This is a genomic window from Flammeovirga sp. AWQ4_249 (assembly GCF_056161045.1).
The window spans coordinates 435,167-460,655 of the sequence record NZ_JBSWYJ010000001.1 but is presented as its reverse complement, the minus strand read 5'-3'; the positions used below and the strand labels follow the sequence as shown (position 1 = coordinate 460,655).

The 25,489-nt window shown below is 32.3% G+C and carries 20 protein-coding genes; 10 read left to right on the top strand and 10 right to left on the bottom strand.

Annotated features, from left to right (window positions below; translation table 11 throughout):
- Positions 1-83 precede the first annotated feature (83 nt).
- Positions 84-494: a response regulator gene (locus ACXAHM_RS01830; RefSeq protein ID WP_474958687.1), complete on the top strand. Its 411-nt coding sequence runs from the start codon at positions 84-86 to the stop codon at positions 492-494.
- 64 nt (positions 495-558) lie between these two features.
- Here ACXAHM_RS01830 and ACXAHM_RS01825 read toward each other — a convergent pair whose 3' ends face one another.
- The 4 genes from ACXAHM_RS01825 to ACXAHM_RS01810 all read right to left on the bottom strand — a co-directional run bounded on the left by ACXAHM_RS01825 (position 559) and on the right by ACXAHM_RS01810 (position 3,894).
- On the bottom strand, positions 559-2,025 hold the full coding sequence (locus ACXAHM_RS01825; protein ID WP_474958686.1) for a hypothetical protein: 1,467 nt from the start codon (positions 2,023-2,025) through the stop codon (positions 559-561).
- A 218-nt stretch (positions 2,026-2,243) separates the two neighbouring features.
- A complete protein-coding gene (locus tag ACXAHM_RS01820) occupies positions 2,244-2,801 on the bottom strand; it encodes an anthranilate synthase component II (RefSeq protein ID WP_474958685.1) in 558 nt (185 codons plus the stop codon).
- Between the two features lie 59 nt (positions 2,802-2,860).
- The gene (locus ACXAHM_RS01815) at positions 2,861-3,421 is read right to left on the bottom strand and encodes a CvpA family protein (RefSeq protein WP_474958684.1); all 561 of its coding nucleotides are present in this window, start codon (positions 3,419-3,421) and stop codon (positions 2,861-2,863) included.
- A 23-nt stretch (positions 3,422-3,444) separates the two neighbouring features.
- Positions 3,445-3,894 (bottom strand): GatB/YqeY domain-containing protein, encoded by a 450-nt coding sequence (locus ACXAHM_RS01810; RefSeq protein ID WP_474958683.1) that lies wholly within the window; start codon positions 3,892-3,894, stop codon positions 3,445-3,447.
- A 285-nt stretch (positions 3,895-4,179) separates the two neighbouring features.
- On the opposite strand from ACXAHM_RS01810, the gene ACXAHM_RS01805 reads away from it, so the two are divergent.
- From ACXAHM_RS01805 to ACXAHM_RS01785, 5 genes are all read left to right on the top strand, one after another.
- On the top strand, positions 4,180-4,893 hold the full coding sequence (locus tag ACXAHM_RS01805) for a pyridoxine 5'-phosphate synthase (RefSeq protein ID WP_474958682.1): 714 nt from the start codon (positions 4,180-4,182) through the stop codon (positions 4,891-4,893).
- Complete coding sequence (locus ACXAHM_RS01800; protein WP_474958681.1) at positions 4,893-5,498, top strand: hypothetical protein; 606 nt, start codon at positions 4,893-4,895, stop codon at positions 5,496-5,498. The genes ACXAHM_RS01805 and ACXAHM_RS01800 overlap by 1 nt, the downstream gene beginning before the upstream one ends.
- 74 nt (positions 5,499-5,572) lie before the next feature.
- Positions 5,573-7,051, top strand: a complete 1,479-nt coding sequence (locus tag ACXAHM_RS01795) for a trypsin-like peptidase domain-containing protein (RefSeq protein WP_474958680.1) — start codon at positions 5,573-5,575, stop codon at positions 7,049-7,051.
- 30 nt (positions 7,052-7,081) lie between these two features.
- Positions 7,082-8,020 carry a thioredoxin-disulfide reductase gene (gene trxB, locus ACXAHM_RS01790; protein WP_474958679.1) on the top strand — a complete coding sequence of 313 codons (939 nt, stop codon included), beginning with the start codon at positions 7,082-7,084 and terminating at the stop codon, positions 8,018-8,020.
- Positions 8,021-8,239: 219 nt separating this feature from the next.
- A complete protein-coding gene (locus ACXAHM_RS01785; RefSeq protein WP_474958678.1) occupies positions 8,240-9,298 on the top strand; it encodes a peptidoglycan DD-metalloendopeptidase family protein in 1,059 nt (352 codons plus the stop codon).
- A 44-nt stretch (positions 9,299-9,342) separates the two neighbouring features.
- Here the strand turns inward: ACXAHM_RS01785 and ACXAHM_RS01780 are convergent, their stop codons facing one another.
- The 5 genes from ACXAHM_RS01780 to ACXAHM_RS01760 form a co-directional block, all read right to left on the bottom strand.
- Positions 9,343-10,245 carry a Ppx/GppA phosphatase family protein gene (locus ACXAHM_RS01780; protein ID WP_474958677.1) on the bottom strand — a complete coding sequence of 301 codons (903 nt, stop codon included), beginning with the start codon at positions 10,243-10,245 and terminating at the stop codon, positions 9,343-9,345.
- Positions 10,246-10,367: 122 nt separating this feature from the next.
- Positions 10,368-11,681, bottom strand: a complete 1,314-nt coding sequence (locus ACXAHM_RS01775; protein ID WP_474958676.1) for an ammonium transporter — start codon at positions 11,679-11,681, stop codon at positions 10,368-10,370.
- 308 nt (positions 11,682-11,989) lie between these two features.
- Entirely contained in the window at positions 11,990-12,631 is a 642-nt protein-coding gene (gene pdxH / locus ACXAHM_RS01770; protein WP_474958675.1) for a pyridoxamine 5'-phosphate oxidase, read from the bottom strand.
- 6 nt (positions 12,632-12,637) lie between these two features.
- On the bottom strand, positions 12,638-14,239 hold the full coding sequence (locus ACXAHM_RS01765) for an NAD(P)/FAD-dependent oxidoreductase (RefSeq protein WP_474958674.1): 1,602 nt from the start codon (positions 14,237-14,239) through the stop codon (positions 12,638-12,640).
- Positions 14,240-14,383: 144 nt separating this feature from the next.
- Positions 14,384-15,121, bottom strand: coding sequence for a hypothetical protein (locus ACXAHM_RS01760; RefSeq protein ID WP_474958673.1), 738 nt, complete (start codon positions 15,119-15,121; stop codon positions 14,384-14,386).
- 298 nt (positions 15,122-15,419) lie between these two features.
- On the opposite strand from ACXAHM_RS01760, the gene ACXAHM_RS01755 reads away from it, so the two are divergent.
- A complete protein-coding gene (locus tag ACXAHM_RS01755) occupies positions 15,420-16,607 on the top strand; it encodes a glycosyltransferase (protein ID WP_474958672.1) in 1,188 nt (395 codons plus the stop codon).
- The gene (locus tag ACXAHM_RS01750) at positions 16,582-17,838 is read left to right on the top strand and encodes a glycosyltransferase family 4 protein (RefSeq protein ID WP_474958671.1); all 1,257 of its coding nucleotides are present in this window, start codon (positions 16,582-16,584) and stop codon (positions 17,836-17,838) included. Before ACXAHM_RS01755 ends, ACXAHM_RS01750 begins: the two co-directional genes overlap by 26 nt.
- Before the next feature lie 234 nt (positions 17,839-18,072).
- On the opposite strand, the gene tig is transcribed toward ACXAHM_RS01750, so the two are convergent.
- Complete coding sequence (gene tig, locus ACXAHM_RS01745) at positions 18,073-19,413, bottom strand: trigger factor (RefSeq protein WP_474958670.1); 1,341 nt, start codon at positions 19,411-19,413, stop codon at positions 18,073-18,075.
- Positions 19,414-19,890: 477 nt separating this feature from the next.
- Here tig and ACXAHM_RS01740 point away from each other — a divergent pair, with 477 nt between their 5' ends.
- Together ACXAHM_RS01740 and ACXAHM_RS01735 are read left to right on the top strand one after the other, a co-directional pair.
- Positions 19,891-22,104, top strand: a complete 2,214-nt coding sequence (locus ACXAHM_RS01740; protein WP_474958669.1) for a RelA/SpoT family protein — start codon at positions 19,891-19,893, stop codon at positions 22,102-22,104.
- Positions 22,105-22,332: 228 nt separating this feature from the next.
- Positions 22,333-25,434, top strand: coding sequence for a GAF domain-containing SpoIIE family protein phosphatase (locus ACXAHM_RS01735; protein WP_474958668.1), 3,102 nt, complete (start codon positions 22,333-22,335; stop codon positions 25,432-25,434).
- Positions 25,435-25,489: the final 55 nt, after the last annotated feature.

Below are 25,489 nucleotides of genomic sequence, written 5' to 3'. Positions count from 1 at the left end.
CAAGAGAACGGTAATACATTAAACATAAAAATTGTTACTCAAGACATACAATAGATAAATACCTATCAGCTTACACATATTATATGGCTCAAAACAAATACTTTTCTGTAATGTTGATTGATGATAATGAAATAGATAATCTCATCAACCAAAAAATGATTGAAGCTTCAAAAATTTCCGATAATATTTTTATTCATTCAGGTGCAAAAAGTGCAATTGAATTTTTAAGAAATATTGAAAAACTCGGTGATATTGCTGATCAGGTTTTACCAGAACTTATTTTCCTGGATATTGATATGCCTTTAATGGATGGCTTTCAATTTTTAGATCTATTTGATCAATTGACTGAAAAAACTAAAAGTAAATGTAAAATTGTGATGTTAACTTCTTCTATCAATCCACAAGATATTAGTCGTTCACAAAATTATAGTTACGTTAAAAAATATGTGAATAAACCATTGACGCAAAAGAACCTATCTTTATTAGAAATCTAGAACAATGGAAATAAAAAAGGCTGAATCAGATTTTTGATTCAGCCTTTTTTAATGCTTTATTTTTTCAATCAATCTCTCCGCTTACATAGCGTATAAATTGATCATCCATTCTGATTTGTCGAGTTGGAGCAAAAATATATGGAGATTTTATCTGTGTATATTTTGTTATAATATTAGAAACCTTAGACATTTTATCTCTTTTCGCTTCACTCATTCCTGTTTTAAGCATTTTCAAGAATAATGTAATTGAAGGACAACTTTCTTTACCCATAAGACGAATTTGCCTTTGAATACTATTTGCAAGTTGATTAAACAATTCATAATCTCTAATACAAACATATTGTAAAGCCAAGAGACATTTTACCTCCAAGAAAGCATGAGGATATTTTTTCAAACTTACTTCATTCAGAAGGTTATTTAAAAATCTTGCAGCTTCATCAAATTCCTTGGCATGATAAGCAGACATTGCCCGATAAACCACATATGAAACATAATTTGGTATGTCTTCTTTGTCTGGTTCATAACTTTCAAATACATCTTTATTGGATTCAAATAATTCCGTCTGTGTATCTGTCTGTAAAGCCCTTTGTAATTTTGTTTGTAAAAATTGAGAAGGAAAGGTGTATAGATTACTATGCATCAATAAAGGCACGACATCTTCATTCACTGACTCAAAATATTTACTTGCCTTACGGAAAACACCATAATGGGTATAGTACTCTAATTTTAAGAACTCAAATACATTATGTAAATGGAAATAAATGGAATCCATATGATATTGATCAAAAACCTGATCAATTTTTAAGAATATATCCTCTATTGGTTCTGCATCTTCATTTTCATCAAATGTGACTTGAGAGTCATCTTCAATAAATAAACGATGAAAAATATTCATGCAACTTTGATATACAAATGGCCTATGTGATTCATACAATTTACAGGTATTCTGCATTTCTTTATGTAATAAATCAAGCCCCATTTTATCTATTTCATCACCAGTAAATGCATAAACGCCAAATTTTTTAAAATAATCGGCCAATATATCTTCAATTTTATCTACTGCCAACATGTAAGCGACATGCTTATTGTAAAGTTGAGAATAAACAAAATAATCTGGTGAATTGATATGTAATCGTTTTAAAGCTTTGTAGACAACTGTTAATTCATTGGATAGATCATAATCTAAAAGCTCTTTTTCAAGCTTTTTTAATGTAACAACAGAGATGGCTCTTTTTTTCGTAAAAATCATCTCATGAATATTGGCTACTTTTTTCAAAAGGTCTGCCCTAGGACTTTCCATTTGTTGTAGTAAATATTCTTCTATCTTTTGATTTAATCTTGATCTAAGCGTATAGTAAGCATTCGTATTTACATCTAATTCAGACATTACTTGCTGATCAGACATCTTTTTTTCTCTCATTGATGACAGTAAATAAGCTGATTTTTCAGCATTACTTTCCATCAGAGAATTCTTTATCGCCTCGTAGTCTTTTTCAGATAATTGCTTTATTATATGTTTTAACCTCGCCATAGAGTTAATTGAGAGTGCTTAATTTCTTGCTAAATTGAGAAAATGTTTTTGGGAAAAATTTGAGGTTCTAGTTCGATAAAAATCGTTAATCTTATCGTAAAACTTTAAATCACATACTTCTCATGTATAAATATAAGCATTGATTTTTTAAATATCGATGTATTATTTGATGGCATTATAGGATATAAAAAGTAAAATAGCACTTTTCTATATCCCTCCTACCAAGTTGATATCCAATTCTTTAAAATATCCAATCCAAATTCTGTCAAAATAGCTTCAGGATGGAATTGAACACCATAAACAGGAAGTTCATTATGTTCTATTGCCATTACTTCATTTTCCTTAGATGAAGCTACCACATTCACAGTGTTAGGTACATCAGATAATATCAAAGAGTGATATCTAACTACAGAAAGTACTGAGGGAATATTTTCGAATAACTTAGAAGATTCTGCATTGATCTTAGAAATTTTACCATGCATCGGCTTAAGTGCCTTGATCACTTTACCTCCAAAATACTCACCAATCGCTTGATGCCCCAAACAAATACCTAAGATGGGATGAGTTTTGTGATAGTAATCAATTACTTCCATCATATTACCTGCTTTATCAGGAGTTTCAGGTCCGGGCGATAATACGACGGCATCATATTTATAAACAACAATTTCTTCCAAAGGAGTAGTATTCCTCACTACTTCAACTTTTTGACCTAATTGTGTAAAATAATCTACAAGGTTATATGTAAAGGAATCGAAGTTATCTAATAATAATATCATAGTGGAAATTTGATTTGCTTACAAAAATAAAAAAGGGAAGTAATTAAACTTCCCTTTTCCTATAAATTTTCTTCAAATAATTCGTGAATCTCTTTACTATACCGTTTCATACTTGGCATTATAGTACCTCCTGCATCTAAAACCCAATCATTTAGATCTAATAATTTTGGATATACTACTGAATCTTCTGTAACATCTTTGGGTAAACCTAATCCAGCGGAATTAAACAAACCTAAGATTACAGATAAAGATAAAGCATATTTAAAACCGCCAAGTATTAAAGCGGCTACATTATCTAAATCATCCAATACAGAATAATCAATTTTATTTTGCAGCCATTTCCCTAAAAGGTTGAGCCCCATTGTCCCACCAAAAAAGAATACGACATAAGCAAAGAAAACTGTTGATTTAGGTGTGTCAACATACGTTTTTGATGAAGAAAAGGCTCCTGCTACTCCGAAAAAAATCAAAGACGCTCCAACAACAAAAACAATTGTTGAAATAATTTCCAAAAGGAAACCTCTTTTAAAACCTTTGTATGCACCATATACAATCATTCCTGCAAGAATGATATCAGTAATTCTGATGTATGATGTAAAAAAACCTAAATCTTGTTCCACTATCTTATTTTTTAATGTTTAGCCTACATTAAAGCTTCTTTCACCTTAGCAGAAACTATTTTCATATCCGCAACACCGGCAAACTTCTTACCTGCTGCTCCCATCACTTTACCCATGTCTTTTGGTGAAGATGCTCCTACTTCTGCAATCAATTCTTTCACACCAGCAGCAATTTCTTCCTCAGAAAGTTGCTTTGGTAAATAAGATTCTATTACCGCTAACTCAGCAAGTTCAACTTCTGCTAAATCTTCTCTACCAGATGTTTGATATGTTTCAGCAGATTCTTTACGTTGCTTTGCTTCTTTCATCAACAGTTTCATTTCTTCCTCTGTTGTTAACACTGCATCTTTTCCTTGAGCTGTCTCTGCCAATTGAATTTTTGCTTTCAATTGTTTTAACGTGCCTAATGTAACTTTATCTTTGCTTTTCATGGCCGCTTTCATGGCCTCTTGCACTTTTGCTTTTAAGCTCATTGTCTTATTTGGTATTGATTAAAAATCCATTTCTTGTTACAAAAATAAGAACTTCTTGCACGTTTACTATTAAGATACAAAAAACCTTCTTAAATACATCAAAATTCCTCTTCGAATTTGTGATCTGCTTTTCAATATTTTATTAAGAAAATGAAGAAATATGGTAAAATTTTGGCTATTTATGGTCTATTTTTCCTTTACTGTTTATTAAATTTCCCTTTGGTATTGTAAAGTGATTGGAAACAGTCATTTTTGTGTCGAACAAAAAATTAATTTAAATAAAATATGACTCGATTAAGTGTCAATGTAAATAAGATCGCAACAATCAGAAATGCGAGAGGTGGTAATAATCCTAACCTCGTAAAAGTTGCTCAAGATGCTGAACGTTTCGGTGCTCAAGGGATCACAATTCACCCTAGACCGGACGAAAGACATATTACAAGACAAGATACTTATGATCTAAAACCTGTTGTTAAAACAGAATATAATATAGAAGGGAATCCAGAGCCAAGATTCATGGAACTTGTTTTGGATGTAGTTCCTGAACAAGCAACATTAGTTCCGGATGCAGATGATGCAATCACTTCTAATGCAGGATGGGACACCATTAAAAACCAAGCGTTTTTAAAAGATGTTGTAAGGCAATTGAAAGCAAAAGGTATTCGTGTTTCTATTTTTGTAGATCCAGATCCTGCTATGGTAGAAGGAGCTGCACAATGTGGTGCTGATAGAGTTGAACTATATACAGAACCATATGCTGCAAATTTCCATCAAAGCAAAGAAGAAGCTATTGCTCCTTACATTAAAGCTGCGAAAAAAGCAGATGAATTAGGTCTTGGGTTAAATGCAGGACATGATTTAGACCTCGATAATTTGAAATACTTTCATGATAATATTAAAGGTTTAGATGAAGTTTCAATTGGTCATGCATTAGTTTGTGACGCTCTTTATTATGGCTTAGAAAACACTATCCAACTATACCTTAAGCAGTTGAAATAATGAATCACCAACAAATCATATGTGATTTGGATTCTCCTTATTCATCAGAGGAAGCGGTTGATCAAGTCATTCAACTTGGACAGTCACTTCCTTTGAAAGGAGTTTGTATTTCTGCTTTTTGGTTGAAAAAGGTTTGCCGTGAATTAAAAAATCAACCACTTATCATTCAATCTTATGCTGGATCTCTTTTAGGTGATGAACTCACCTATATGAAGGTGTTTTTGATGAAAGAATTGATCAAAATAGGAGCAAATGAAGTCATTTCAACTATTAACTTAAGCGCCTTTAGAACAAATTCTGAATGGGCAAAGATTGAAAGTTTACAGTTATCTGAAACGGCTCATAAACAGGAAGTACTACATAGTTTAAGAATTCCAAAAGATGAATTAAAGGAAGAAGAGTTAAAAAAAATTATTCATATCTGTAATATAACTGGTGTAGACACTCTTATTTTACAGCATATACATTTAAAATATCTAACAATAGTAAAAGAGAACCTTAATTCATCAATCGAATTAGCAATAACATTATCTGACATTAAACACTTTTCAAAAGAGATAGAAAATAACTTTGACACCGTCAATATTTCTTATAAATCGCTTTAGATCTAGTCATTATGTCATTCTTTTTAAAAAGGCATTTAAATTGCAAATCTTAAAAGGAATCTAATACTAACAAAATGAAACAGACACTACTTACAATATTAATTAGCCTAGCAAGTGGTTTTGGAGGAGCTTATTTATATGAGAAATACAGTTCACCTACTGAGAATAATGATTTTCAATTTGCTTCAAATCAATTTGAAAACCAAACAACAATTCCACACAGGGCTATAACTTCTACTGAATCAAATTATACTGTAGAAAATCCTAGAAACTTAGACATAACAAGTTTTGCAGAAGCTTCAGCAATAAGTACAAAATCTGTCGTTTACATTGTAACCTATGTAAAAGATAGGTATAGTAATCGAAGAACTTGGAGTGATTTATTTTTTGGAAGACCTTCTCAACAAAATCCACAAGGTATAGCTGCAGGATCAGGTTCTGGAGTAATCTTTACGAAAGATGGTTATATCGTAACCAATAATCACGTAGTAAAAGGGGCTGACAAAATTGAAGTCAATTACAATAAAAGATCTTATGTAGCAAAGTTGGTGGGCGTTGATCCTTCCACAGATATTGCTTTATTGAAAATAGAAAAAGATGACTTACCTGCCATACAAATTGCTTCCTCTAAAGAAGTAAGAGTTGGTGATTGGGTTTTAGCTGTTGGTAATCCATTTAATCTAACTAGTACTGTAACAGCAGGTATTGTTAGTGCAAAAGGTAGAAAAATTGGAATTATGAATGATGTATTTCCAATTGAGTCATTTATACAAACTGATGCTGCTATTAATCCAGGTAACTCTGGAGGTGCATTAGTTAATTTACATGGAGATTTAGTGGGAATCAATACCGCTATCTTATCTAAAACAGGAAGTTATGCAGGTTATGGATTTGCAGTTCCATCTGATATCGTCGCTAAGGTTGTCAATGATTTAAAAAAGTACGGGGAAGTTCAAAAAGCTTTTCTTGGTGTAAGTATTAAAGCTGTTAATGAAAAAATTGCAAGTCAACTTCAAATGGAGGAAATCCATGGTGTAGTTATTACCAAAATTGAAGGAGGTGCAGCAGAGGAACATAAACTAGAAGTTGGAGATGTTATTTTATCCATAGACAACTACCCTATTGAAACAGAAGCTGCGTATGATGAACAGCTAAGTTATTATGTCCCTGGAGATAAAATTAATTTAAAAATTTTACGTAGTGGAAAAACTATTGAAAAAAATGTTGTTTTAACGAACATTGATGGAACAACTAACGTAAATGATAAAAAGATATACGATGCTAAAGAAATCGGTGCTAAATTTACGGCGATTTCTAAAATCGAAAGATCTAAATTGAACTTAAAAACCGGAATTCGCATTGAAGAAGTAAATCAAAATGGTTTGATCAACGAAATGGGATTAAAGAAAGGGATGATCTTAGTTTCTATTAATAGATATCCATTGGAAGATCCTAAAGATTTCACGAAAATACTTTCGAAAATCAGAGGTCGTGTGATTATTGAAGTAATCAAACAAGATCGATCTCACAGATATTATAGTTATTATTTTTAATTAAGAATTTGATATAAATACAAAATAAAAATGTCTAGAGAACACGTTAAAACCCTTATCATCGGTTCAGGACCTGCAGGTTATACTGCAGCGATTTATGCATCAAGAGCTAACCTTTCTCCAGTTCTATACCAAGGACCTCAGCCTGGTGGCCAATTAACTATCACAAACGACGTTGAGAATTTTCCAGGTTATCCAAAAGGAATCATGGGTCCTCAAATGATGATGGAAATGCAAGAGCAAGCAGAGCGTTTCGGCACTGACATCCGTACAGGATTTGTTACAAGCGTTCAATTTAATGAAAATGGACCTCACGTTGCTACAGTAAACGAAGAAACTGAAATTGAGGCAGATTCAATTATCATTTCAACTGGTGCTTCAGCAAAGTGGTTAGGTTTAGAGTCTGAAACTCGTTTAAATGGTGCAGGTGTTTCTGCATGTGCTGTTTGTGACGGTTTCTTCTATAGAGGTCAAGATGTTGTTGTCGTTGGAGCAGGAGACTCTGCGGCTGAAGAAGCACATTACCTTTCAAACTTAGCCAACAAGGTACACTTATTAGTTCGTCGTGATGAAATGAGAGCTTCTAAGATCATGCAAGATCGTGTTATCAAAAAAGAAAATATCGAAATTCACTGGAATACTGAAACAAAAGAGGTTTTAGGTAAAGATGCAGTTGAAGGTGTTCGTGTATTCAATAATAAAACAAATGAAGAAAGTACAATTGACGTAACTGGTTTCTTTGTTGCTATTGGTCACAAACCAAATACAGATATCTTCAAAGGTCAACTAGATATGGATGACGCTGGATATCTTATTACAAAACCAGATTCTACGCAGACAAATATCAAAGGTGTATTTGCCGCTGGTGATGTTCAAGATACTATTTATAGACAAGCTGTAACTGCTGCAGGTACTGGATGTATGGCAGCTTTAGAAGCAGAACGTTATTTAGTGGAATTAGAAGACTAATTTTACATTAAAATATATTTAGAGAGGATGTAGTAAATATTTACAACTATATCCTCTTTTTTTGTCTAATTATATAATGATCTTATCTTTTAAACGTTAAGCTTTCAAATGATATTAACTATAGATTGCCTTTTAGGAATTACTTTAGTATTCTTGTGATCTATTAATTAACACGAACAAATAACTTTATTATCAGTTCATTCTGTGACAAAACAAATTATGAGCTTTTCTAAATTAACAAAGCCTACTTTTTTTTATACTTTATTGTTCTTTTCTGCGATTCACCTAAACGCAAACGTATCGTATGGACAAGGTTTTTTCAAAAAAATCTTTAAAGGAAAAAACAAAAAGACTAATACTGAAATAGTAGAAGAAAACATTACAACTTCTGAAGTTGGTATCACAATTCCTGAATTTTGTTTCGAAAATGGAATTGATGATTGTCAACAACAAGAAGACCTTTCAATGATACCTGAAATGTATCAGAGAATTAATTTAAATGAGACAGAACAATGCCAAAATCAAGTAGAAATTTTACCTGGTAAATTTGTTGACGCTGGTTATCTTACCAACTTTGATTACTACAAAACTTGGGATAACTATAATGTCAATCCATATAACATCCCTTCAAAAGTTTTAAAAGACAGTGTGCAATTACACCTTTATAATGAAGGAGACACTTTGGCTTGGGCTTACCCGTTAGACAAAAAATTAAGAGTCACTTCAAAATATGGGTTTAGAAGATGGAGATTCCACCATGGTATTGATGTAAAACTTGCTATTGGAGACACCATTCGTTCTATGTTTGATGGCGTAGTTAGAATTGCTAAATACAATAGAAGAGGCTATGGCTATTATGTTATGGTTCGTCATAAAAATGGTTTAGAAACTCTTTACGGTCACATGAGCCGTTATCTTGTGAGACCTGGTCAAGAAGTAAAAGCAGGAGAAGTAATTGGTCTAGGTGGAAACACAGGTAGAAGTACAGGACCTCACCTTCATTTTGAGATTAGATACCAAGGGTATGGTTTCAACCCTGAAGATATGATCGATTTCGCAAATCATGAAGTGAATCCTACTCCCGACTTTTGGCTTACAGCTAAGAATTATGAATTACTGATAGAATCTAAAAAGAATGTCTATCATAGAATTCGAAGCGGTGATTCTCTTTGGAAAATTAGCCGAAGATATGGCACATCAGTTTCTAAAATTTGCCGATTGAATGGCATGTCAAAAAGAACAACATTACGAGTTGGTAGAACAATTCGAGTAAGATAAATCAAAAAAAAGGCGATCAAATTTACGTTTGATCGCCTTTTTTATTAAAGATCTACATAATCTCTATGTTTGACTAAGTAATGGAGAATCCCATCTTTCAATCCCACTCCTGGAACAATTATACTTTCTGCTCCAGCAATTTCCATCACGGTCATATATATAGTGGAAGCAGGAAGAATAACATCTGCCCTATCCTCATTTAATCTTAATTTCTTAACTCTTTCTTGGTAAGTAAAATCTTCCAACCAAGTTTTTATTTTTTTCAACTCCTTTAAATTAGTTGTTTTATCATCGTTCTTTTTATGCTTAGATAAGTTAAAAAGTTTATTGATATTTCCTCCTGTACCAATTGCCATGACTTCCTCGTCTTCCTTAAAATAAGGCGCTGTATTATCTTTATACCAATCACTTATTTTAGTAAACATCTCCTTTTTAACGTCTCCACTCAATTGACGTACACTACCCATACGAAAAGATTTAGAAGCAACTTTCGTTTTATGCTTATAAATATTCAGTTCTGTACTTCCTCCTCCAACATCAATATGCACAACATTTCCCATTGGGATATAATTATTGAGTGTCAATGAAATCATTTCAGCTTCAATAGTTCCTCGGATAATATCTACCTTCAAGCCTTCTTTGTAGTAAATTCTTTCTACTATCTCACTTCCATTTTCAGCTTCTCTCATAGCAGAAGTGGCACATGCGATATAATCATCTACTTCATAAAGATCTAATAGAGTAGAAAAAACCTTCATTAATTTAACCAACTTTTCTTCCGTCGGTCTTAATATTTTCCCTGCCGAAAACACATCTTTTCCTAATCTTAAAGGAAAACGCATGTAGTCTAATTTTTTAAAAACTACTTCATCTGCTTTATCTCTGTGTGTAGTGACAACTTGAAAACGAATGGCATTCGAGCCAATATCTATAGATGCTAATCTCAATAGTGAAAAAATTTAGTTTATGAATTCGTAATAGACTTGGAGTTTAAAATTATAAAAAAAATTAAGACAAAAAAAAGAGGTATACTACCGAAGTAATACCTCTCCTCTATTAATTATATATCTTATAATGAATCAAAAGATTTCTCACCGTGATATGACTCATCAATACCTTCAGATTCGATTTCAGCATCTACTCTACCACCAGCAGTTAATAACGTACTGATTTTAAAGATAACAAATGATGCAGCCCCCGAATATACAATAGTAACTACAATTGCTTTAAGCTGAACTAGTACTTGACCTGGGTTTCCATATAATAAACCTGCAGCACCATTTACTTCAGGATTAGCAAATACACCAGTTAATAATGCACCTACAATACCTACAAGACCATGAATACCAAATACATCTAGTGTATCATCATAACCTAAAGCTTTCTTTAATTTAACAACACCATAAAAACCAACTACACCTGATACTAAACCAATAGCTAAAGCACCTGAAACATCTACAAAACCTGATGCTGGTGTAATACCTACTAAACCAGAGATCACACCTGAAGCTGAACCTAATAAAGTTGGTTTCTTTTCTTCTGTCATCCATTCGATTAATAACCAAGCCATACCACCTGCTGCCGCTGCAACATTAGTAACTAGCATTGCATTGGCTGCAATAAAATCAGCTGCTAATTGGCTACCACCATTGAATCCAAACCATCCAAACCATAACAATGCACTACCAAGTACCATTAATTTAATAGATGAAGGTTTTTCAGATTGTTTTTCGTTATGAGAAATTCTATTTCCAAGAATTAAAGCTAATACAAGACCAGAAACACCTGCGTTGATATGGATTACAGTACCACCCGCAAAATCTAATTCACCTGAAGTACTTAGGAAGCCACCGCCCCATACCCAGTGAGCAATTGGAGAATATACTAAAGCAACCCATAAAGAAGAGAAAATAATCCATGTAGAGTATTTTACACGCTCAATGATTGATCCACTTACTAAAGCAACTGCAATTGCTGCGAAAGTACCTTGGAACATAATAAATAAGATCTTTGGAATTGAACCTTCAACAGCATCAATTTTAACATCAGCTAAAAGGAACGAAGTAAAATCACCGATATATGCATTTCCTTTACCAAAAGCTAAACTATATCCAATGATTACCCAAACAAGAGTACCTGTACAGAATGCAGTGTAACTCATTCCAATAGTATTCAACACTGTTTTACGTTGTGCTAAGCCACCATAAAAAAGAGTAAGACCTGCTGGAGTCATCAACATTACTAAAGCTGTTGCAACCAACATCCAAGCTGTATCACCAGAGTTAATTGTTGCTTGCTCTTGAGCAAATGTTAAAGTTGGGATTAAAAAAGTAGAAAGTAATAACATCAAGCTTTTAAAGCCTGTTTTTTTAATAGAAATCATAATAATTATAGGTGAGTGTGAGTTTATTTTTATTTCCGATAGCTCAAATTTACATAATTCATAATGAATTATACAAATCTTTACCAATATTTTAATAAACAAAAGGTTAATTTTATACCCTAATAGAATAAAATAATAATAAAATACATGCAATTAGACTTAAATTCAACCCTTAAAATAGATAATAACATACTTTTAAGGTATTTAAGGTGTTATTTAAATACTCTCTATTTAATTTTGAATAAAAAATAAAAAAACAGCTTAAATGTATCACCATTTAAGCTGTTTCTTTAGAATTTTCAAAAAAATCAAGGTGCTAACCTAGCTTTTTTCCAATCTCCATTAATCTGTTTCTTATATTCTATCCTATCGTGTAATCTTGAAGGCCTTCCCTGCCAAAACTCAATACGATGAGGAGTTATAGCAAATCCCCCCCAATGTGGAGGCCTTGGAACCTTAGTAATAAATTTAGCAGCATACTTTGCAAATCGAGTAACAATCACATTTTTAGAATTGATTTCTTGACTTTGTTCAGAAGCCCAAGCACCTACTTTACTTTTGTAAGGTCTACTCTCAAAATATGTATCAGAAGTTTCAGCATCTACTTTTTCAACTGTTCCTTCAATACAAACTTGTCTTTCTAATTCGGGCCAAAAGAAATTTAAAGCTACTTTTTTAGTTTCCTGCAATGACCTCCCCTTAATACTCTCATAATTGGTATAAAATACAAATTCATTTTCCTCTACACCTTTAAGTAATACAATTCGAGAAGAGATTCGTCCTTCTTTATTGACAGTTGCCACATTCATTGCTGTAGGTTCATGTACTTCCGCTTTAATTGCTTCTTCTAACCAAATTTCAAATTGTCTTATCGGGTTATCCAAAGTATCTTTTTCATCAAGATCTTTTTTGGAATAATCTTTACGAATGTCTGCTATTTTCGATTCCATACACTTTTATTTTTCAGAGGCATCTTTCACCCCACAATATAATTCTGCAATTCTGTTAGCACATAACTCTCCATCCATTGCTGCGGAAGCTATTCCTCCTGCATAACCTGCTCCTTCACCACAAGGAAATAATCTTTTAATAGTCAAATGCTCACATGAATCTTTTTCTCTTGGAATTCTCACTGGCGATGAAGTTCTACTTTCAACTCCAACGATTTGAGCTTCATTTGTCATATAACCCTTCATCTTTTTACCAAAATCTTTAAAACCGAACTTCAAACGGTGTGCTATAGCTTCTGGTAAAACTTGCTTCATGTCTACAGATAACAAACCAGGCTGATAAGATGTTTCATTTAATTGAGAAGATATTCTACCATTGACAAAATCAGTCAACCTCTGAGCAGGTGCTACCTGTGTTCCTCCAGCAACTTCACAAGCTCTTTTTTCAACAGCAGCTTGAAATTCCATAGCAGCTAAATCACCATATTTCTCAATATAGGATTTGAAATCTTCATCATCAACACTCACAACAATACCAGAGTTAGAGAACTTTGAATCTCTTCTAGAAGGTGACATACCATTGACTACTACTTCTCCTTCGGCAGTTGCTGAAGGCACAATAAATCCACCTGGGCACATGCAAAACGAGAAAACACCTTTTTTCTCACCTTTATATCCAATTTGAGACACTAAAGAATAGGCAGCTGCTGGTAAAAATTCACCTCTATCCCTATCTCTTAAATGATATTGAATATTATCAATTAAACCTTGAGGATGTTCCACTCTAACGCCTAAAGCAAAAGGTTTACGTTCTATTTTTATTTCTTTTTTATGTAATAATCTAAAGATATCTCTTGCTGAGTGACCTGTAGCCAGCAATACTGCTTCACCTTCTATTTTTTCATTATCCTGAGTAATTACACCTTTCATTTCATCTCCATCAAGAATAAAATCTTCTACTCTTGTTTCAAAATGTACTTCCCCACCAGCATTCAAAATACTCTCACGCATTGCCTGAATTACTTTAGGTAGTTTGTTTGTTCCAATATGAGGATGAGCATCTACTAGAATTTTCTCAGAAGCAGTATGTGCTACAAAGATTTCACATATTCGTCTAAAATTACCCCTCTTTTTTGAGCGAGTATATAATTTACCATCAGAATATGTACCTGCCCCACCTTCTCCAAAACAGTAATTTGAATCTGCATTGACAATATTCTTCTTATTAATATTGGCTAAATCTTTTCTTCTTTTTTGTACATCATTGCCTCTCTCGATCACAATAGGTTTAATCCCCAATTCAATCAAACGTAATGCTGCAAATAATCCTGCAGGCCCTGCACCTACAATAACAACCCTCTTTGCATTTGAAACATTAGGGTAATCTTTTTTATAGGAAATATTTAAAGAAGGCTTTTCATCAACAAAGATTTCAGCTTCAACATTTACTTTAACTTTTTTCTTTCTAGCATCTACAGATCTTCTAGTCATTCTAACGAATACACTTTCAGCATCTTTTAAACCTTCTTTTTTTAATATAAAAGATTTAAAATTATCATCATCGAAAGCAACATTCGGAGCGACCACATATTGAGAAACTTTTTTCATTAATTTTTCTATCTAAGTTTTGATGAAAAAGGAATTACAAAATTAACAAATGCATTAGTAGTAAATAACATACAAAACATCATTAACAAAAAAAGCAGGTAACTTTAGTCACCTGCTATTCTAATTATGCTATAGAAAAATATATTAATCTATTTTTTCAGTAAGCTCTTGTACTTTGTCGTAAGCATCTTTTCTACCTGCTTCGAAAGACTTCTTATATAATTCTAAAGCTTCTTCATAAGTTGCTTTCTTTTTCTTTGGAGCTAACTTTGTTCTATTAGCTGCTTCTTCTAACGCCTCAGCTTGAGCATAAAATGCATCTGCTTCGGTCTTCTTTGCTTGAACCATCAATTCTTGAATTCTATTTTCAAGTAAAGACAACTCTTCTTTCTTTTGTTGAATTTGAATTTCCTTTTCAGATAATTCTTTTGCTTGAAGATCTACTGTTTTAATTAATGCGTTATTTTCAGACTTATGTCTTTCAACTTGTTGTTTTAAATCAGAAATCTCTTTATTTCTCTCATCAAGTTGTTGTCTTAATTTTCTTATTGTATTAAGGTAAGCACTATTTTTTGTATTTGCTTTAGCTAAACTAGCCTCCATTTGCTCCATACGATTTTCTGAATCTTGCATATACGCATCGATTGCACGGATTTTTTCTTCATATGTTTTCCCAGAAATACCTTTTTCCATATCAATGTATAAAAGGTTTCTTGACACATCAATAGAATCAATTAAAGCTCCTACTTCATTTAATGTTTGAGCAGCTGCTTCTGCTCTAGCTAAATCTTCCTGAAGTTTTGCATTAGTTTCTTTGAGCTGTTCATTCTCTTCTTGCATTCCACATGAAGTAAATAAAGATGCTACTCCAAGAGTGAACATTAAAGAAAATGTCTTAAAAGTGTAATTAACCATATTTTTGTTCTATTTGTTTTTCGCTTGTATAGTTATTGTAAAATTAAATGCTTTTTGAAATGAAACAAAAGAAGTTTATAATTTTCATTTTATTAATCGAAAAAGAGTTATCTTAATAGATGTTTTTCACATTTTTTGGAATAATTATACATATATTTGCTTAAATCTTATTTATAAGATGAATTATTGAGAGATTTTTCAAAATTAATTCCCCGTTACAATTTTGAAATGATTCCTCAATTTTAGGCTAATACCTAAATTTTAAATGAAGAAAAAGAAAATATTAAGAATAATAGCACGTCTTAATGTAGGCGGCCCTGCAATTCATACGGTATTATTAACAGATAGCATCCAAACTGATGAATTTGAAACTTTATTAGTAGCAGGCCCAATACCTTCTAATGAGGGAGATATGTCTTATTTAGCTGATCAAAGAGGTGTTGAAGTCCATTATTTAAATGAACTTCAACGTGAATTATCACCTAAAAATGACCTTAAAGCCTTGTATAGCATGATTAAGTTAATGTTTAAATACAAGCCAGATGTTATTCACACTCACACTGCAAAAGCAGGTTTTATTGGAAGAGGTGCTTCTATTTTTTATAAAATCTTCTCTAACAGAAAGGTTAAAACTGTACATACATTCCATGGACATGTATTTCATGGTTATTTCTCCCCTATCAAGACTAAACTTTTTTTGTTAATAGAGCGTCTACTTGCAAGAAGAACAGATGTAATTGTAACGATTACAGACAAACAGCAGAAAGAGATTCTTGATTACGGAATAGGAAAAAAGGATCAACATCATATGATTCCTTTAGGATTAGACCTTAAAAGGTTTTATATTAATGAGAACAAAAACTATTTGCATGAAAAATATAATATCCCCGAAAACAAAAAACTCATTGGTATTGTAGCTAGATTCACTCAAATTAAAAACTTGGAAATGTTTATTCGAGTAGCTTGTTTAATGCATAAGCAAGATCAAAATACTCATTTTTTCATGGTTGGTGATGGAGAAGATAGAAATCACTTAGAAGAATTCTGTAATATGAATAAAGCAACAGAATTCATCACCTTTACGGGTTTCATGAAAAATTTACCTGACATTTATTCAAGTTTGGATTTAGTTTTGCTTACTTCAAATAATGAAGGTTCACCTGTTTCGATAATAGAGGCTATGAGTAGTGGTACTCCAGTAGTTTCAACTAAGGTTGGAGGTGTCCCTGATTTGTTTACAGCATTTGGACAACAGTTCTTAGTCCAAACTAATGATGATGAAGCAATGGCTTCAGCATCTTTAAAAATCCTTCATTCCAAAAATGATAACCATCGTTTTGTCTCTGAACATCAAGATCAAACTTATAACTTATATAGCTTCGATCGTTTAGTACAAGACTTAACAAAAACGTACAAAGAGTTAACTTATGAATCAATTAACATTATTGCTTAGCCTAGTCGCAGGATCTGTTATTTCATTTTTAATAACACGCGTCTTAATTAAACAAGCTATAAAGTTTAATATTGTTGACAAACCGAGAGCTGACCGCTTTCATACAAAAACGACTGCCTTAATGGGCGGTATCGGTATAATGATTTCTTTTATCATTGTATCTACTATAGTTGAAATATTACCGGTTTGGTGGTCTGCTCCTGTTACACTTGGGGTTATCACAAGTATTTATTTACTATTTAATAACCAAATGAAAGCTTCTTACATAGCAAGCACTACAACAGTTGTAGCTGCTATAGGAAGTATATTTTTGATGTATGGCTCAGAAGCTTTTGATCAAAAATCATTATGGTTATTCTCAGGAGCTCTAATTATCTTCTTTACAGGTTCTTATGATGATAAATCTAAAGCAATGGAACCAAAGGTGAAACTATTCTTCCAAGTTATCGCATCTTCAATTGCAATCTTCATTGTAGGTTCAGTTTCATTCTTACCTCCAGTTTTAAGTCAATTATTTACTTTTTTCTGGATTATTGGTGTAATTAATGCCTTAAATTTAGTCGATAATATGAATGGATTATCACCTGGTTCTGCTGCAATTTCAGCATTAGGTTTCGGTGTATTATCTATTGTATATTTTAATAATGAACCTGTAGCACTAATAAGTTTAGCTTTAGCGGCAGTATTATTTGGCTTCTTACCAAACAACTACCCGAATGCTAAAATATTTATGGGTGATTCAGGAAGTATGTTCTTAGGCTATATGTTATCAATGATTGGTGTAATGCAATCTTGGAATACAACTACTGAAATTAACATTACAGTATTAACTCCAATATTATTATTAGCTTACCCTATTTTTGATGTTACTTTCGTAACAATCAATCGTTTAAGATCAGGAAGACCTATCTACGTGGGTGGAAAAGATCACTCTTCTCATTTACTTGTGAAATATGGTTTATCTCCTGCTGTAGCTGTTTTTTCTTTCTACACAATGTCAATCCTAACTGCTTTCATTACGTATTATATCAATACAATGAACTTAGGATACGCAGGAACTGCTTGTGCAATCATCTTAACAACATTTGCTCTATTAGGTTATACACTTACAAAATTACATGACAAAGAGTATATGCCAAGTAAAACAAAAGATGCTGATTTACAAGTGGACAAAAATAATGTAGAAGTTGTTCGAGTAGAACAAACAAAAAACTACAAGAAGGCTAGATAGTCTAAAATGATATTCTTGAATAGAGCAACATATTGTACACAGTATGTTGCTCTTTTTTTATTTACAATCTTCATTGAGAATATATTACCCTCGTTATTTTATTAATAACCCAATATATTCTTGTATTATTTTTAGCAAACAAAGACCATCTACTATGATAGGAATCAATAAAGGATAAAAAAAGGGCAATCCTAGCTTTAGGATTGCCCTTTCATATGTTTAAAGAAGTTCTAATTAATTAGCTGCTTCTTCATTTCTTTTCGTTAAAAACTCTTCGAATTGCTTAAGATCAACTTCTTTTGTATCGAAAGAAACTTTACCTTTTAAAGCATCAAAGATCTTCTCGTTGTAAACTTGCTCATAAGTTTGTTCGAAGTACTTACCATTTTCAGCTTGTAAGTAATTTTGAACGAATCCGCTCATTTGCTCTTCGTCTTCACCCATGAAGTTACCAAATTGAGCTTTGATCGCTTTTAATGCAGCTGCTTCAACGTCCTCTTTTTCAACTTTGATTTCGTTATCAGCAAATACTTTATCAGAAATAGCTCTCCATTTTACAGCTTCTTCGAATTTCGGTAAGCTTGTCGCTAACTCCTCCTCTTTTGCTTGAGGGTTGTTTTGAAGGTAAACCTTCTTCACTAACTCAGCTGGTAAAGAGATAGTAGTTGCTTCAACTACTGCATTTCTAACGTTATCGTTAGTTACGCTATCAATTGCTTGAGCGTTAACTTCACCGATAGTTGTTTTTAATTCAGCTCTGAATTCTTCTTCATTTGATACTTTATCTGGACCGATAACCATATCGAAAAATTCTTGGTTTAATTCTGGCTCTTCAGAACGAGTGATTTTAGTGATCTCAATAGAGAATTCACCTGTATAAGCTTCAGCAGCTTCTTTATCACCACCTAAGAATAAACGTAAACGATTGTTGTCATCATACATTGTTTCAATGTCTAAAGTAACAACATCACCTACTTTCTTACCAGAGAATTTTCTAACGTTTCCTTTCGCTAATTTATCATCTAAATCGAAAGCAGCACCTTCTTTTTCGAAGTCACCTTCTACTGCTTTGAAAGTAGCTGTGATTAAATCACCTTTCTTAGCTTTCTCTACGTCAACTTTAGTTGGGTAAGACTCTTTTAATTTAGTGATAGTGTTTTCAACATCTGCATCAGTTACAGTTAAGTTGAAAGTTTCAGCTTTAATTGCATCTAAATTTAAATCAAATTCAGGTAACAATAATTCGAATTCAACTGTTTGCTCCTTACCAAGTGCTTCTGGAGTAATGAAATCTCCTTTGTACATTGGTTGGAAAAGAGGTTTAATACCATTGTCATTTAAGTAAGCGTCAACAGCTTTTCCAACAGACTCGTTAAAAGTCTCCATCTTTAATTGCTTACCGTACATTTTTTGTACCATTGACATCGGCACTTTACCCTTACGGAAACCTTTCATATTAGCATTTTTAGCATATTGCTTTAATCTGCTTTTATACTCTGGCATGTAATCCGCTTCAGCAACAGATACTGTAAGCAAACCGTATGAGTTCTCTTGTTTATCTAATTTGAATTCCAAAGTTCTATGATTTTTGGTGTAACAAAACTCTTTTAAAAATAATTTCTTAAGAATTTCACAATAAGAAACTATCAATTATTTATGTGTTGAACAAAAAAATCATTGATTCTAAATTCAACAATCTCCTTCCCTCCACAATAGATAATTTCAAGATTTATTTCATCCTAACACTCTGATAAACAAAATGTAAAACTTCACTATTTATCTTGAAATTTGCCTAAAAAAGACACTAAAATATATTATTCTCAATTTAAGCGATGCAAAGGTAATCAACTCATTATTAAAATCATCGAACTTTAGTCAAAAAAATGTAAACAACTGTTATAAGTATTTTACATTTAAATTGAGTTTATTTGTCGTAAGTAAGAATAATTGCATTTTTTTTTGCAACTTAAACTTTAAATATAATTACAGTAAAGTTCCTGTATTTTATATTGTAGATAATATTAATTCTATTAATCGAAGGGAATTAAAAAGATGAAGGTCGACTTAGAAAAGGAAAGAAGAGAACTATTATCAATGTACGCTAATTTATTGCGTAAAGCTCGTCCGTTTCTGAATGAAGCTGATGATGTTAAAAACATAAAGAAAGCATTTTTGTTTGCCAAAGAAGCTCATAAAGATATGAGACGAAAATCTGGCGAACCTTTTATATATCACCCTGTCGCAGTAGCAACGATTGCTACTGAAGAAATTGGTTTGGGGACCACTTCAATTATAGCTGCCCTTTTGCATGATGTGGTTGAAGATACTGACTATACTATAGAGGATATCACTAAGTTGTTTGGTAAAAAAGTAGCTCTGATTGTCAACGGTCTAACTAAAATTTCAGGTGCAGGTAAAAAAGGAGGCTCTTTACAAGCTGAAAACTTCAGAAAAATGTTATTGACAATTTCTGAAGATGTTCGTGTTGTATTAATTAAGATTGCTGACCGTTTGCATAATATGAGAACCTTGATCTCTATGCCCAAGGATAAGCAACTGAAAGTAAAAGCCGAAACTGAATATATATATGCACCACTTGCACACCGTTTAGGTCTTTATAATATAAAGTCTGAACTTGAAGATCTTTGTTTAAAATATTCTGACCAACCTTTGTATGATGAAATCACAAAGAAATTAAAGGAATCAGAAGAAGCTCGTGTACATTTCACTGAAGAATTTAAAACTCCGCTTAAAGATACAATGAATAAGCAGGGATATAAATACACGATTAAATCTAGAACAAAGTCAATTACTTCGATTGCAAATAAAATGAAAAAGCAAAAGGTCCCTTTCGAGGAAGTTTTTGACCTTTTTGCCATTCGTATTATTTTCGAAAGTCCAAGAGCTACTGAAAAATCAACTTGTTGGCACATCTATTCAATCGTCACTGATTATTATACTCCAAATGTAAGTAGACTTCGTGATTGGATTAGTATGCCTAAATCTAATGGTTATGAGTCGTTACACACTACTGTAATGGGGCATAATGGTCACTGGGTAGAAGTTCAAATCCGTTCTAAAAGAATGGATGAAATCGCAGAGAAAGGTTATGCTGCTCACTGGAAATACAAAGAACAAGGGGAAGCAAACTCTGAACAAGGTATTGAACAATGGTTAAATGAGGTGCGCTCATTAATGGAAAATGACAAAGTAAATGCAGTCGAATTCCTTGATGACTTCAGAACTAATCTATTCAATAAAGAAGTCTTTGTATTTACTCCTAATGGCGATCTAAAAGTATTCCCTCAAGGTTCAACAGTTCTTGATTTTGCTTTTGATATCCATACTGAAGTTGGTGCTAAATGTTTAGGAGCAAAGATTAATGGTAAATTAGTTCCATTAAGCTATCAATTACAAAATGGTGATCAAATCGAAATCCTTACTGCAAATCAATCTAAAGCAAATGAAGGATGGTTGAAAATTGTAAGAACTTCAAGAGCAAGAGCTAAAATTAAATCTCACTTAAAAGATGACCGTAAACGAATCGGTATGATTGGTCGTGAGATTATTGATAGAAAATTCAAACAACTGAAAATAAAATATGATGATAGAGTAGCTCAACAATTGAGAGATTTCTTTAATCTCAATAGTGAAAGTGACCTCTACTATCAAGTCGGTGAAGGAATCATTGAACATAAAGAAATTAAGAAGTTCAAAGATCATTTAGAACACACTGATAATGTAAAGAAAAAGAAAATTGTCCCTGATTCTGCGAAAGAGTTTAAGAATAAAATCAAAGACATTCGTAAAGATGATGATGAATTGGTCATTGGAGAAGACATGGAAAACGTCCACTACTCTATCGCCAATTGTTGTAATCCTATACAAGGAGATGACATTTTTGGATTTATTACTATCAATAATGGCATTAAAATTCACCGTACAAGCTGTCCAAATTCAGTCGCAATGATGGCTAATTATGGTTATAGAATTATTAAAGCACGTTGGGCAGTAGAAAAAGAATCTTCTTTCATTTCAAAAATCGCAATTGAAGGAACAGATAGAATTGGCTTAGTAAATGATGTAACAAGAATCATTACAAGTAGAATGAAGGTAAATATTCGTGCCATTTCTATTGAATCGAACGATGGAATCTTCAAAGGTAATATTGAAATATCAGTGAAGAATTTGAATGAGTTTGAAAAGGTCATTAAAGAGATTTCAGATATTGAAGGAATTATCAGAATCACTAGAACAGATAATTAATTCTTAGAAACACAATAAAAATAAAACTATACAGTTCTATAATTGTATAGTTTTATTGTTTACACAGCTAACAAATTGTACCATCATTATTTTAATTAGTACTTTGGGTATAATTTTCTTAACTTTCCTTCGCATTTTATAGTAACATTCAACTGTTCCCATTAGCACTGAAGGACATTATTTGTCTAAACTAAAAACTTTTTACGTTTACCTTATTTTTTCTTGTCTATGAAAACCGGATACTTAGATCAAGCATTAACGATATATCAAGACCTTTCAAAAGAAGACACTTTTAAAGGATTAAGTAGAAAAGTAGTTTCTCTAGCGAAGTCAAAAACGATAGCAGAGAAAGTCTCTATCATTATTCTTTCGGGAGACCACTACATCCTAAAATCTTTCAGCTTAAGAAATTCTGATCAAGTTGCTTTTTTTGACACTGATCATCTTGCTTACGCTGATGAATTACCTATGTCGATTTTAAACCAAATTCGCACAGGAAAGAATCCAATAGCCGTAGACTTAAATAAGGTAGGTACTAAAATTAAAGCAGATCCTTACATAGTTGAAAATAACTCTACTTTTCTAAACTTTATCCCTTTATGGGTAGATGAAAAGCTAATCGGCTTTTTGATGTTAGAGCAATATCAAAATGTGAATCTATCTGTTGAAAGTATTAAGTTCTTACAGTTAATTGCCCCTCAAATTGGCATTTTGATAAATAAGCAATTGAATAAGAGTGAAGTTACTTCTCAAAATGAAAATGTAGATACAACGACTGAAAAGGAGGAAGCTAAGGTAGTTGTTGAAGAAGAAACTATTACTTCACCAGTAAAAGATGATATCCTAACTAGAGAAGATCTTGTTACTCTTGGTGAAATTGGACAAGTTATCGCTGCTACCAATTCAATCGAAGATATGATTGAAACAGTATATGAGAAAATCAATACAATTGTTGATGCTCAAATGCTTGATATTGGTGTATTAAATAAAACTGAAAATAGACTAGAATTTCCGGGTTCATATGAAGATGGTGAGAAGCTACCTTTCAATTATTGTAGTTTAGAAGAAGAAAATAGATTAGCTACTTATTGTTTTAAAACAAAAGACCTTGTACATATTAATGATTTCGATGAAGAAATCACTCATTTCATACCTAATTACTCCAATAGTTCACCTCGAGTAGGTAAGAAAGTTAAATCAATTATCTACGTTCCTATTATGGATAAAGATAAAGTGATTGGTGTAATGACAGTACAAAGTGCTGAAGCAAATGCTTATCTAGAATCTGATGTATACCTCATCAAAAGTTTAAGCTCATATATAGCAATTGCGATTGATAATTTCACTTTATCTAAGCAATCAAAAGTAACTGAAGAAACACATCAGATTACAACAAAGAAACATGAAGAACAACTTTCTAAAGCATATACAACACTTAAAAGTTTAGGTGAAATAGGACAGGATATTACTTCTAACCTTTCAATAGAAGGAATTGCCTCTACTGCCTATGAAAGCTTGAATAACTTAATTGATGCTCCATTATTCTCAATCGGAATTTATAACAAACATAGAGGTGTAATCGATATTATGGCTAATATTGAAAATGGTGAAAAATTACCTCCTAAGTCTATCTCTTTAGATGATGATCATAAACTTTCTATTTTATGTTTTAAGACATTAAAAGAAATTGTTATTACGGACATTATTAGTCAATATTCAGAACATTTTCCAGACGTAAAACTTAATGCTGAAGACGCTGAACATCTTCCTCAATCTGTTATCTATTTACCATTAATCGGTAAAGAAGGTACCTTAGGTTTCATTACTGTTCAGAATTATCAACAAAATGCTTTTGCCGATAGTGATTTGAACGTTTTACGTAACGTTGCAATTTATGTAGGTATTGCCCTTGATAATGCCCTTACTTATGAAGGTCTAGAGGAAATCGTAACAGAAAGAACTGCTGAATTACAACAACAAAAGAAAGAGGTTGAAGCCAATAGAGACAAAATAGAACAGTCTTATAAAAACGTACAATTACTTTCTGATATTGGTCTTACATTAACGTCTAGTTTAAGTACTGAAAGTGTTATTGAAACTGTTTATGAAAATGTAAACAACTTAATGGATGCTGCTACTTTTGGTATTGGTATTTATTCTCATAGACGTCAACAAATTGATTTTAGAGGAGCGATTGAAAAAGGAAAGAAATTACCAGAATTCACGCATATGATGAATGATGATACTAAACTTTCTACAATCTGCTTGAAAGAAAATAAAGAAATCGTAATCTCAGATATTACGACTGAAATTTATGATTACATTGATTCAGAAGATGAAATACAGACAGTAGGTGATATGCCTTATTCTATTATTTATCTTCCTCTTCGAACAAAAGAGAAATTAATTGGTGTAATTACAGTACAAAGTTTCAATAAGCATTCTTACTCTGACATACAGGTAAATTTACTTCGAAACATTGCCGTATTATCAGCTATTGCCATTGATAATGCAGTTCAATACGAAAAGATTGAAAGACAAAAAGAAGAATTACAATCTACTTCTCAAAAAATCACTCAATCTATCAAGTATGCAAAACAAATTCAAAGTGCGATCCTTCCAAATCGTACTTTGATTCGTCAGTTATTACCGAACTCATTTATTTTCCATAAACCAAAAGATATTGTATCTGGTGATTTCTTCTGGTTCCATGAAAGTAATAATAGAGTCTTTGTAGCAACAGTTGACTGTAATTCAAACGGTGTACCTGGTGCAATGATGAGTATCATTGGCACTTCATTATTCAGAGAAATTGTAGAAGTTCGAAATATTACTTCACCTGATGAGATCCTGGAAGCAATGAATGAAAGGATTACTACCCACTTAAATCAGAAAATTAATAATAATACTGATTCATTGGATATCTCTCTATGTGTTATTGACAAGAGAAATAATGTATTAGAGTTTGCTGGTGCTAATACCTCAATGGCGAGAATTAAAGATGGTAAATTCTATATTATCAAAGGAACTCCGTCTTCTATTGGTGGTAATGAAGATGATGAAACATTCTTTAAGAAACATACATTTGATATTAATGATGATGCTGAATATTTCATGTTTACTGATGGATACCAAAAACAAATTGGTGGTAAACAAAAAGAAGCCTATGGCAATGAAAATTTCTTAAAAATGCTTTATGATAACTCTTCATTAGATATGTCTAAAAAGAGAACAGCTGTCCGTCGTTCATTTAATGATTGGATGGAAGATGAGTTAGTTCAAACAGATGACGTATTAGTACTAGGTTTTACAACGAAAGAAGAAGAATAAAATTACAATACAAAAAATCAGGGCTTCAGAATCTTAAGAATCTGAAGCCCTTTTT